This window comes from Gordonia ajococcus, assembly GCF_012974285.1.
GTDB classification, from domain to species: Bacteria; Actinomycetota; Actinomycetes; order Mycobacteriales; family Mycobacteriaceae; genus Gordonia; species Gordonia amicalis.
In genome coordinates this window covers 2,116,330-2,128,206 of record NZ_CP052884.1, presented here as the reverse complement: position 1 = coordinate 2,128,206, position 11,877 = coordinate 2,116,330, and the positions used below count along the sequence as shown (strand labels likewise).

The 11,877-nt window shown below is 65.2% G+C and carries 9 protein-coding genes and 1 tRNA gene; 6 read left to right on the top strand and 4 right to left on the bottom strand.

The genetic code is table 11. The features are described from left to right. Positions 1-25 precede the first annotated feature (25 nt). The gene (locus tag GAA2_RS09745; RefSeq protein ID WP_006437324.1) at positions 26-595 is read right to left on the bottom strand and encodes a GNAT family N-acetyltransferase; all 570 of its coding nucleotides are present in this window, start codon (positions 593-595) and stop codon (positions 26-28) included. Positions 596-816: 221 nt separating this feature from the next. Here GAA2_RS09745 and GAA2_RS09740 point away from each other — a divergent pair, with 221 nt between their 5' ends. Genes GAA2_RS09740 through GAA2_RS09725 form a run of 4 tightly spaced genes read left to right on the top strand, consistent with a single transcriptional unit; the run spans position 817 to position 5,160 of the window. After that, entirely contained in the window at positions 817-2,238 is a 1,422-nt protein-coding gene (locus GAA2_RS09740; RefSeq protein WP_006437323.1) for a branched-chain amino acid ABC transporter permease, read from the top strand. Between the two features lie 3 nt (positions 2,239-2,241). Beyond that, positions 2,242-3,231 (top strand): branched-chain amino acid ABC transporter permease, encoded by a 990-nt coding sequence (locus GAA2_RS09735; RefSeq protein ID WP_006437322.1) that lies wholly within the window; start codon positions 2,242-2,244, stop codon positions 3,229-3,231. Beyond that, positions 3,224-4,345, top strand: coding sequence for an ABC transporter ATP-binding protein (locus GAA2_RS09730; protein WP_191834924.1), 1,122 nt, complete (start codon positions 3,224-3,226; stop codon positions 4,343-4,345). The genes GAA2_RS09735 and GAA2_RS09730 overlap by 8 nt, the downstream gene beginning before the upstream one ends. Next, complete coding sequence (locus GAA2_RS09725) at positions 4,345-5,160, top strand: ABC transporter ATP-binding protein (protein ID WP_006437320.1); 816 nt, start codon at positions 4,345-4,347, stop codon at positions 5,158-5,160. The genes GAA2_RS09730 and GAA2_RS09725 overlap by 1 nt, the downstream gene beginning before the upstream one ends. 46 nt (positions 5,161-5,206) lie before the next feature. On the opposite strand, the gene GAA2_RS09720 is transcribed toward GAA2_RS09725, so the two are convergent. Together GAA2_RS09720 and GAA2_RS09715 are read right to left on the bottom strand one after the other, a co-directional pair. Beyond that, positions 5,207-6,571: an ABC transporter substrate-binding protein gene (locus tag GAA2_RS09720; RefSeq protein ID WP_006437319.1), complete on the bottom strand. Its 1,365-nt coding sequence runs from the start codon at positions 6,569-6,571 to the stop codon at positions 5,207-5,209. A gap of 168 nt (positions 6,572-6,739) precedes the next feature. Continuing rightward, entirely contained in the window at positions 6,740-7,363 is a 624-nt protein-coding gene (locus GAA2_RS09715) for an ANTAR domain-containing response regulator (RefSeq protein WP_159405680.1), read from the bottom strand. A 99-nt stretch (positions 7,364-7,462) separates the two neighbouring features. Here GAA2_RS09715 and GAA2_RS09710 point away from each other — a divergent pair. Continuing rightward, positions 7,463-7,539 (top strand) — tRNA-Leu (locus tag GAA2_RS09710). A 301-nt stretch (positions 7,540-7,840) separates the two neighbouring features. Beyond that, the gene (locus tag GAA2_RS09705; RefSeq protein ID WP_191834923.1) at positions 7,841-11,023 is read left to right on the top strand and encodes an ATP-binding protein; all 3,183 of its coding nucleotides are present in this window, start codon (positions 7,841-7,843) and stop codon (positions 11,021-11,023) included. A gap of 106 nt (positions 11,024-11,129) precedes the next feature. Here GAA2_RS09705 and GAA2_RS09700 read toward each other — a convergent pair whose 3' ends face one another. Next, positions 11,130-11,876, bottom strand: coding sequence for a succinate dehydrogenase/fumarate reductase iron-sulfur subunit (locus tag GAA2_RS09700; RefSeq protein ID WP_006437316.1), 747 nt, complete (start codon positions 11,874-11,876; stop codon positions 11,130-11,132). Position 11,877: the final 1 nt, after the last annotated feature.

Below are 11,877 nucleotides of genomic sequence, written 5' to 3'. Positions count from 1 at the left end.
TCGACTCGGAGGTGGACGACCAGTGTCACATCGGGCGGTACATCGCCCAGACCTTCGGGCCGTCGAGCGGCAGTTCGAACTCCTCGGTGACCTGGAAGCCGAACCGCTCGTACAGCGGCACGTTGAGGCCATTGGAGCATTCCAGATACGCGGGTCCGTCGATCTGCTCGAGCCGGTGCGTCAGCAGCGCCGTGCCGATGCCGGCACCTTTGACCGGGGCACCGATCTGCCCCAGATACCAGTGGGGCTCTTTGGGACGATACTTCGCGAACTCCGTCTCGAGCTTGATCCCGCGGTTGACGCGCGGCCCGAGAGTACGGAAGAACTCCCACGACGACACGATCTGAGCCCACGTCGAGATCTTGTGCCCAGGAGGGTCCCAGGCGGCCGCACCGACCGGTTGCCCGTCGCGCATCGCGAGATCGAGCGTCGAACCCCGTCCGTGACTGTGGACCAGCAGCGTACGGAACATCGCGCGGTGCCGAGACGTGTCGGGGTCCATCCACACCGTCACCGGATCGTCGGCGAAGGCCTGTGCGAGCAATGCACTCGCGAGTTCGACGTCTTTCGTCTGCGTGATGGTCACCGGCACCATCCGACCAGCGTACGGCGCCGACCGTCGAGCCAACACGACATTGCGTCGATCGAACCGATCGCGTCGCGCCGCAGATGTAACTTCCGGGAAACGTCGTTGTCGTCACGCGGCGACGATGCTGCGGCTAAGTTCCCCAAGTGACTCGCCGCACAGCAACACCGGCGGGCTCATGCGCCGACCGATGCCAACCCGCACGGGTCAACAGGGAGGTACCACCCTCGATGACAGAGCCTGACCGGCAGGCCCCACTCGTGTCCGATGACCACACCGAACGGATTCACACGCATCGCCCCGAGTGTCAGCCCGCCTGCCAGACCCGTTCACCGTCCTCCCGCCCGCTGTCCCGGCGACGACCGACACGCAGGACTTCCACCCGGCGCACCGCATCGACCATCCTGCTGTTCATCGCGGCATCGGTACTGTGCGGGCTGTTCGGGACCCCGTCGGCCGATGCCGCTCCCGACGAGGTGCGGGTCTTCGGCGTCCTGCGGAACGGCACGGAGAAGGTCGCGGGTGTGAAACTCGAGGCCAAGGACGCCGCCGGCAGCGTCGTCGGGACGGCGACCTCGTCCGCGACCGGCGCCTGGTCGGTCATGGTCCCACCCGGGAAGTACACGATCGTCGTCGACACCGGTTCTCTCCCAGACGATGTCGAGGTCCAGAAGTCCGAGTTACCGGTCGATGTCAGCGGTGGAACCGCCCGGCCGGTCATCTTCTCGTTCGGCGAGGTCCGAACCGGCACCGAGGTATCGGCGGTCGCCGAACTCACGCGCCTGGCGATCGACGGCATCCGCTTCGGCCTCATCATCGCCATCACCGGCGTCGGGCTCAGCCTGATCTTCGGTACGACAGGCCTGACCAACTTCGCCCACGGGGAGCTGGTGACACTGGGAGCCGTCGTCGCGTGGGTGTTCAACGTGAGGGTCGGGCTGCAGCTGATACCGGCGACGATCCTCGCCGTCATCGTCGGCGTCGGCATCGGCATCCTGAACGAGCTCGGCCTCTGGAGACCGTTGCGACGACGACGAACCGGGCTGATCGCCATGCTCGTCGTGTCGATCGGTCTGGCCCTGGTGTTGCGGTATCTGATCCTGATCTTTTTCTCCGACCGGGCCGAACCATTCGACGACTATCAGGCGCAGACCCAGATCGGGTCGGGTCCGTTCGCGATCACACCGGTCAATCTCGCCTGCATCATCATCTGCATCGTCGTGCTGCTCGGCGTGGCTCTGCTGTTGCAGCGCACCAGGATCGGCAAGGCGATGCGCGCCGTCGCCGACAACAAGGATCTCGCCGAGTCGTCGGGCATCGACGTCGACCGCGTCATCCTGTTCGTGTGGGCACTCGCCGGCGGGCTGGCGACGCTCGGCGGCGTGATGTTCGCGCTCTCCGAACTCGGCGGCCGCGTGCAGTGGGAAATGGGTTTCAAGCTCCTGCTGCTGATGTTCGCGGGCATCACCCTCGGTGGTCTCGGCACCGCCTACGGCGCGCTGCTCGGCTGCCTCATCGTCGGACTGCTCGTCCAGCTGTCGACGTACATCCTCAGTCCCGACCTCAAATACATCGGCGGCCTGTTGATCCTGATCATCATCCTGACCATCCGGCCCCAGGGCATTCTCGGATCGCGAGCGAGGATCGGCTGACCCATGGACATCATCTCCGCGCTACAGATCGCGCTCGCGCAGCTCGTCGGCCCGTCGGCTATCTTCTACGCTCTGCTGGCCATCGGTCTCAACCTGCACTTCGGCTATGCCGGGCTGCTCAACTTCGGCCAGATCGCCTTCGCGCTCCTCGGCGGCTACGGCGTGGGCATCATGGCCGTCAACTACGACCAGCCACTGTGGCTGGGCGCCATCGTGGGAATCGCCGCCGCCGGCATGCTCGCGGTGGTCCTCGGCATCCCGACGCTACGTCTGCGAGCGGACTATCTGGCGATCGTGACGATCGCCGCGTCGGAGATCCTGCGACTGGTGTTCCGTTCGACGTCGGCCGACGATTTCACCCACTCCACCAACGGCATCTACGGATACGCGAGCGGTTTCTTCACGATCAGCCCATTCGACAACGGCAAGCAGTACTCGTTCCTCGGGGTCAAATTCCTCGGTGGCGACCTGTGGTCGATGGTGGTGGGCTGGATCGTCGTCGGTCTCCTCTGCCTCATGGTCTACCTCCTCGTGCGCAGCCCGTGGGGGCGTGTACTCAAGGCGGTGCGCGAAGACGAGGACGCGGCTCGTTCGCTCGGCAAGAACGCCTACTTCTTCAAGATGCAGGCGCTGATCCTCGGCGGTTGCATCGGCGGCCTCGCAGGCGTGTTCAACGCGCTTGCCACACAGTCGATCAACCCCGACTTCTACTCGACCGCCCAGACCTTCTTCGCGTACGGCGCACTGATCCTCGGCGGTGCGGCGACCGTCTTCGGACCGGTTCTCGGCGCGATGCTCTTCTGGTTCCTCCTTGCCATCCCCGACGCACTGCTGCGCCAGGCGACGGCCGGCGACGACCCCCTCCTCGACCTGTCGGCGCAGCAGGTCGGCGCGATCCGCTACGTGCTGCTCGGTCTGGCGATCATTCTGATGATGGTGTTCCGGCCACAGGGACTCCTCGGCAACAAGAGGGAGGTGCAACTCGATGCCTGATGACGGCCGCCACACGGCTCACGACGACGAACCCTCGACGCCCACCGGACCGGCAGCCGGGGTCACGGCCGACGGGACAGACCCCGGCATCGCCGACACCAGGGCGACGCGCCGCGACTTCGAGACGCTGTCCGCTCCCGAACGTGCACGCCTGTTCGCCGACGTCTCACCCGAGCCCGGGTCCGCCAAGCCCGACCCGATCATCGTGGTGGACAACATCTCTCGCACCTTCGGCGGCATCAAGGCGGTCCAGGTGGATCACCTGGAGGTGCAGCGCGGGGCCATCACCGGTCTCATCGGCCCCAACGGCGCCGGCAAGACCACCTTCTTCAACCTGATCACCGGTTTCGACAAGCCTGATTCCGGTACCTGGTCGCTCAACGGCGAATCCCTCGGCCGGATGGTTCCGCACCAGGTCGCCCGACGGGGCATGGTCCGCACCTTCCAGCTGACGAAGGCACTGTCGAAGCTGTCGGTGCTCGACAACGTCAAACTCGGTGCGACGGGACAGCGTGGCGAGCACTTCCTCGCCGCCCTCGCACCGTGGACGTGGCGCAGGCAGGAGGCCGAGATCACCGAGCGCGCCCATGAACTGCTGCGTCGGTTCAAGCTCGACGCCAAGGCGGGCGACTTCGCCGGGTCGCTCTCGGGTGGGCAGCGCAAGCTGCTGGAGATGGCGCGCGCGCTGATGACCGATCCGGAGATCGTGATGCTCGACGAGCCGATGGCGGGTGTGAACCCGGCTCTGACACAGAGCCTGCTCGAACACATCAAGTCGCTGCGGGACGAGGGCGTCACAGTGGTGTTCGTCGAACACGACATGGACGTCATCCGCGACATCAGCGACTGGGTCGTGGTGATGGCCCAGGGACAGATCATCGCCGAATCCCTGCCGGATCGCCTGGGCGACAACGAGGCTGTCGTCGACGCCTATCTCGGGGGGCATCACGATCAGGCGCTGGAGTTCGACGATCGAGGGCAACCGGTCGGCGCGACCGCGGTGCTCGCGGAGAAGGTCGAGGCGGCCATCGAGGCCACTCTGGAGGTGGGCGGCGACCTGTCGGAGGTCACCGAATTGCCGCCCACCGGCGCGGACGAGAAGGAGGCGCAGTGATGAGCACCGGTTCGGACGCCGGGTCGCTGACGCCGGCACAGCTCGCGGCCACGCCGGAGGAACACCGCAGGCTCGCCACGAATGCCCTGCTACGTGCCGACGACATCACCGCCGGCTACCTCCCGGGCATCAACATCCTCGAGGAGTGCAACTTCTTCCTGGACGACGGCGAGATCGTGGGCATCATCGGGCCCAACGGTGCCGGCAAGTCGACACTGCTCAAGGCCCTGTTCGGGCTGATCCCGGTGCGAAAGGGCTCGGTCACCCTACGGGGCGACGACATCACCTCGGCCAAGGCCCACGTCCTCGTCGACAAGGGCGTCGGGTATGTCCCGCAGACGCAGAACGTGTTCCCTGCGTTGTCGATCGAAGAAAACCTCGAGATGGGCGTCTACCTGCGTCCGAAGACCTTCGTCAAGCGGTTCGAGTTCGTCTCGGAACTGTTCCCGCTGCTGTCCGAACGCCGAAAGGTGAAGGCGGGCGCGCTGTCCGGCGGCGAACGACAGATGGTCGCGATGGGACGTGCGCTGATGATGGATCCGGCGGTGCTGCTGCTCGACGAGCCGTCGGCCGGCCTGTCCCCCATGTTCCAGGACGAGGTGTTCATCCGCTGCAAGGCGATCAACGCCACCGGCGTCTCGATCATCATGGTCGAGCAGAACGCCCGCCGCTGCCTCCAGATCTGCGACCGCGGTTACGTTCTCGACCAGGGCCGCAACGCCTACACCGACACCGGCAACAACCTCGCGAACGACCCCAAGATCATCGAGCTCTATCTGGGCACCCTGGCGGGCAGCTCGGAGAAGAAGAAGTAGCAGGGACCCTCGGCTCGCGAGCCGAGGGTCCCTGGTTCCGTTGTGGCTACTGCGCGGCCACCGAAACGTACTTGCGGGTCGGGGTCAGCAGCTTGTTCTCCCCGTCGAACTCGAGGACACCGTACGAGCCGACGCTGGGCTCACCGGCGGCGTTGAACGCCAGGTTGCCGGTCTTGCCGACGTAGGCGATCGTCTTGCCGCTCTTCAGCAGATCCAGGCAGGCCTGGTACGAGTCGCAGTCCTCGTCGCCGTTGGTGACGCCGATGATGGTGGCGGCGATGGTGCGACCGTCGGTCGACTTGGCCGCTGTCGCCGCGAGGGCACTCAGCACCGCGGCGTCGTAGCTCTCACCCGAGTAGTTGTAATCGATGAGCTCGGGATCGAGCTCCTTGAGGGCGGACTGGAACTCACCGCTGGTCTGCGTGAGCGGGGTGGTGCCCTTCATGCCCTTGAGCAGACCGGAACCGACCGATTGGCCCAGCGCGTTGCCCATGTTCCCGTCGACGCCGTAGACGAGCTTGCCGTCGCTCGGCCCGATGCCGACCTCGTGCATACGGGTCAGGATCTTGGCGCTCTCCTCGAACCCGATGAGCGCGATGCCATCCGGGTTGAAGTTCTTCACCTGGTCGACCTCGGCGTTGAACGACTGGGCGTTCGGGTCGTAGATGATCTTCTGGATCTGGTCGGCGGGCACACCGGCGGCCTCCAGGTCACGAACGGTGTTGTCGGCCAGCCCTGTTCCGTACGGGTCGTTGAGCGCGAGGACCGACACGCGCTGAACGCCGTCCTCGGCCATCGTCTGCGAGAGTGCCTGTGCCTGCAGGACATCCGCGGGAGCGGTACGGAAGTACTGGCCCTTGTCCTGGTAGCAGGTGAACTCATCGGAGGTGTTGGCCGGCGAGAACATGACGGCGCCCGCGTTGGCGATCTTGTCGATGACCTTCAGCGACACCGACGACGACGCCGCGCCGATGATCACCTGGGTACCGGCGGACAGTTCGCGGTCGACAGTGGCGTTGGCCGTGTCGGTGGTGGTGTCGCCGGAGTCGCCGGTGACCAGCGCAACGGGCTGATCGAGCACACCGCCGGCGGCGTTGATGTCCTTGATGGCGAGGTTGACGCCGGCGACCATGGGCGGTCCCAGGAAGGCCAGGGAGCCGGTCTCGGGGAGCAGCGTGCCGATCTTCAGCGGCGCGGTGCTCGCCGGTCCCGGGGTGGCCTTCGGCGGGTTACAGGCCAGTTTCTGGGCGAGGCCCGGTCCGGGAGGCGCGGGCGTGGACTCGACAGCTGCGCTCGCCGACCCTCCCGAGCCTTCGTCGGAACCGGAATCAGAGCTGCTGCAGCCTGCGACGACGAGCGCTGCCGCCGCCGTCATGACCACTGCCCCGCTCGTCAGGAAACGAAAGGACATCGGTGTTCTCCTTGCGATTGGAGGTATCCCACGAAGGCGGCGCATCGACATCGACGCATCGAACCGCGCCTCGCTGGAGAAAAGCTAGCGCGATCTTGTTGCCCTTGCGTAAAGACAGTGAAACTGGCTTGCGCGCACAGGCATTGCGTCAATCGACCCTCGGGCGGCTCAGTTCGCTCCGAGAGTCTCCACGACCACCTGGGCCACGGCTTTCATCGTGGTCCGACGGTCCATCGCAGCGCGCTGAATCCATTTGAACGCCTCGGGTTCGGACAGCCCCTGTTTCTGCATGAGCAGACCCTTGGCACGTTCGACGAGCTTGCGGGTCTCGAGCCGCTCGTTCATCGTCGCGACCTCACGCTCGAGCAGCTTGAGCTCGTGATAGCGGCTGACCGCGACTTCGATGGCGGGCACCAGGTCGGCCTTGGTGAACGGTTTGACCAGGTAGGCCATGGCACCGGCGTCCCGCGCCTTCTCGATGAAGTCGCGCTGGCTGAAGGCGGTGAGCATGACCACCGGCGCCAGCCGCTTCTCCGCGATCTCGGTCGCCGCGTCGATGCCGTCGCGGATGGGCATCTTGATGTCCATGATCACCAGGTCGGGCCTCAGCGACTCGGTGAGCTCGACGGCGACCTGCCCGTTGGGGGCCTCGCCCACGACGTCGTAGCCCTCTTCACGGAGCATCTCGATGAGATCCATGCGGATCAACGAGTCGTCCTCGGCCACCAGAACCCGGTGTGTCTTCGTGGTCTCACCAGCTGTTGTCGTCGCGCTGTCGGTCACCGTCACCATCCCCTCCTCCACGCCATAGTTGCTCCGAAGAGTACCGGTTACCGGGCCGGTCGGCCGATCATCTAGAGTTGGCTCCTGCACGGGGCAACCCGAGCACTGGCCCCCGTAGCCCAATTGGCAGAGGCAACGGATTCAAAACCCGTCCAGTGTGAGTTCGAGTCTCACCGGGGGCACCATCAACCTGCGATAACGGGCACCCGTCTGCGCGTACCCGCGACTTCCAGAGAACCATCACACCTGCGCCGGCCTTTGGCGAGCAGTGGCCGGCTTTCCGATCTGTGGGAGCCCCTGGCGAGGGTTCGCTCGAGAGCCACAGATCTCCAGGTTGTCCATCAGTGTCGCTTTCGCACCCGCGTTCGCCAGCCTGCTGAGGCTCAAGATGGGGTCCACCTCGTTGGCCCTGGTCGCACGTCCCCAAACACCGTCAGCACGAGTATCGTGATCCGAGTCAGCCACTGACGCTCGCTGGAGTCTCGTATGAAACAGTCGACGTGCCGAGCTTGCGGACTGCTACTACGCGAAGACGCCCGTTTCTGCGATGGATGCGGGACGAGGCTCCCCGGCCTCGACACCGCCGAGTACAAACAGGTTACGGTCCTGTTCGCAGATGTGGTGGGGTCGATGACAATCGCCGAAAAGGTCGGTGCAGAGCGCCTGGCCGAGCTGATGTCGGAGCTGATCAGCCGCTCGGCCGAAACCATCAGCAGCTACGACGGGCTCCTGAATCAGTTCACCGGTGACGGTCTGATGGCTGTGTTCGGCATACCGAATGCTCTTGAGGACCATGCGGTTCGCGCCTGCCTCGCTGCTCTGCGCATTCGCGAACGGGCGCGGATGCTCGCCGACGATGCCCTCAACCGAGACGGCGTCGATCTACAGATCCGGATCGGGCTCAACTCAGGCCGAGTCGTTGCCGGAGAGATCGCTTCCAGCGCAATAGGTTACACCACTTTCGGCGAACACGTCGGCTTGGCCCATCGGATGGAATCGGCCGCGCCCACCGACGGCATACTGTTGAGTTCCAGCACCGCTCGACTCGTCGAACACGTAGCGGAGTTGGGTCCAGTCCAGCTCGTCCCCATCAAGGGTCGCAACACGCTGGTCGAGGTCCGCACTCTCGAAGACCTCAAGCCCGGGGCAGCGCTGCATCGTGGCGTGTCGGAAACACTCCTGGTGGGCAGGTCGACTGAACTAGCACAACTCGATTCCCTTCTCGACCACGCGGTGAGTGCGCGCGGCGGGGTCGCGCGGATAGTGGGGCCGGCCGGGATCGGGAAGACGAGGATCGCTGCCGAGCTCGCACACATGGCCTCTCGCCGCGCGATCCCCGTCCACACCACCTCCTGCGAGTCCCACACCCGCAACCTGCCCTACTCCGCGCTCAGCCGGTGGCTGCGGACACTCTTCGGTGCCGATTCCCGCGAACCCGGTGACGTGCGAGCGGTTCTGCGGTCGAGGTTCGTACACGACGACCCTGAGGATCTACTTCTTCTCGAGGACCTGCTCGGCGTCGCCGAACCATCGATCGATCTGCCCCAGATCTCTGCCGAGGCGCGACGACGCCGGGTTCGATCGTTGATCGGCCGCGGCGTGCGGGCCGACGTCACGTCAGCACTCGTCGTTATCGAAGACGTGCACTGGATGGATGACGAGAGTCAGTCCACGATCGCGGAGCTCATCGACGACCTGCGCGATGCCCGATCGCTCGTGGTGATCACTCACCGGCCCGACTACCGTGGACGTCTCGTCGGCATCCCCGCCGCGCAATCGCTGGTGTTGCCGCCCCTCGACGAAAGTCAGACGGAGGCCCTGCTCGCCGATGTTCTCGGCAGCGATCCGTCGGTTCGCCGAATCTCTGAGCAGATCGTCGAAGCATCGGGAGGCAACCCGTTCTTCGCTTCCGAGATCGTTCACGACCTGGTCGAGCGGGAAGTTCTCAGCGGGCAACGCGGGCGTTACCGATCCAGTCACAGACTCACGGACATCGCCGTGCCTCCGACGCTCTACGCCGCCATCGCAGCTCGAATAGATCGGCTGCGAAGTCCGACGAAAGCCGTTCTGTACAGCGCAGCTGTCATCGGAACCGGATTCCGGGCAGAGCTTCTCGTAGCCGTATCGCAAGAGGTCGTGAACCTCGCCGAAGCGATCGATGAACTCCTCGCCGCCGAACTGCTCGAGCGCCCACCGAACACATCCGCCGCGGAGTTCGCATTTCGGCATCCACTCATACGCACCGTGGCGTACGAATCACAGCTGAAAGCGACCCGACGCGAACGACACCGACGAGTTGCGGTCGCCATCGAGGAGAACAGTCCTGCCCACGTCGAACAGCACGCCGGATTGATCGCGAGCCACTATCGGAGTGCCGGCGACCTCCGGTCCGCCTACGCCTGGCAGATGCGGGCCGGTGACTGGCTCGCGCGCCATGACCGCTCCGCGTCATGGACGAGCTGGCAGCGGGCCCGCGAGATCACCGAGCAACTGCCAGTTCATGACACGGAGCGCGTGAGGTTGCAGATCGAGGTGCTCACCCGGCTCTGCGCGGAGGTCTGGACGGTGGGCGGCAACCTCACCGACGCGCGGTTCGGGCGTCTGCGGCAGCTGTGTGACGAGTCCGGCGACCGACGATCCCTGGCAGTCGGCATCGGCGGAATGATCATGGCGCTGACCGGGCAACACCGCCACCGAGAAGCACAGGCACTGTGCTCCGAACTCCTTTCGCTGATCGAGTCGCTCGATGACCCGACCGTCACGGGCGGACTGCTGCTGACCGTGGGCCACGCCAAGTCCGAGGTGGGCGAGCTACGGGAGGCACTGCGATTGGCACAGGCGGTCATCGATCTCATCGGCGGCGATCTCACCCGCGGCAGCGTCGTCTTCGAGTCTCCACTGGCCACGGCCACGCGGCGGCGGGGACTGTACCGAATGTGTCTGGGCGTGCCCGGCTGGCGCCGTGACGCCGACATTGCGGTGGCCCTGGCTCGGAGCCTTCACGCAAGCGAACTCGTCAACGCCCTGCTGTACAAGTACATTCTCTCGATCCCCCAGGGCGCCCGTTCTGTCGACCCGACCTCGCTCGACGAGACGAGCGAGGCGCTCTCGATCGCCGAACAGATCGGAGACGAGTATCTCCTCACATTCGCTCGTCTTACTCGGGGCCTGGTCTGGTTTACCAACACGATGCCGGTGAGACTGTTGACTACGAGGACGGAATCGGCCTGCTGCGACAAGCACAGGCCACGGCATCCCGCCGTGGATATGCGATCAACGCGACGGCTCTTGCTCAATCCCGCGATCGCTCGCCATCGCGACAAGCATGGCGATCTCGACGGTGCGATCGAACTGGCGAGGAGATCGATCGCGGTCATGGAGGCGGCAGGCGAGGTCCTCTCCCGGGGAGTTGCCACCACCGTCCTGGTCGAAGCGTTGTTGTCCCGCGGCCACACCGGAGATCGGTCGGAAGCCGAGGAGGCCACCACTCGCCTGGCGGCGATGCCCGTCGACGACGGCTTCGTGCTGAACACCTTGTCTGCTCTACGCCTGCGCGCACTTCTCGCCGATGACCGTGGTGATGCCGAAGCAGCGGTGTGGCTTCGCGAGCAGTACCGCGATCGTGCGGTCGCGGCCGACTTCGACGTCAGCCCCTCCCACCTGTGGTGAAGGCTTCTGCCGACAGCAGCCAGGGACACAACGGCGCCACCGAGCTCACGGATCCCCCGTCGGTCGGCGCGGGTCCACCCGTGCCACTCAGCTCGATCAGTTCTGGCTATCGCCGAAACAGTTTGTTCCCCAACCACACCAGTGGGTCGTACTTCCGGTCGGCCACTCGTTCCTTCATCGGGATCAGCGCATTGTCGGTGATCTTGATGTTCTCGGGGCACACTTCGGTGCAGCACTTGGTGATGTTGCAGAAGCCTAGGCCGTGCTCGTTCTGTGCGGTCTCGCGCCGTTCGGCGACGTCGAGCGGGTGCATGTCGAGCTCAGCGATGCGCATGAGATAGCGCGGCCCGGCGAAGGCCTGTTTGTTCTCCTCGTGATCGCGCACCACATGACAGACGTTCTGGCACAGGAAGCACTCGATGCACTTTCGGAACTCCTGGGATCGCTGTACGTCGACCTGCTTCATGCGGTACTCCCCCGGTCCCAGACCCGGTGGCGGGGTGAAGGCCTGGATCTCGCGGGCCTTCTCGTAGTTGAACGAGACGTCGGTGACCAGGTCGCGGATCACCGGGAACGTCCGCAACGGGGTCACCGTGATGACCTCGTCCTCGGTGAACGTGGACATCCGGGTCATGCACAGCAGTTTGGGGCGACCGTTGACCTCCGCCGAACACGAGCCGCACTTGCCGGCTTTGCAGTTCCATCGCACGGCCAGGTCGGGGGCCTGGGTTGCCTGCAGGCGGTGGATGATGTCGAGCACCACCTCGCCGTCGTTGGCCAGGACCGTGTAGTCCTGCAGCCCACCGCTTTCGGTGTCACCTCGCCACACCCGGAACTTCGCGTCGTATCCCATG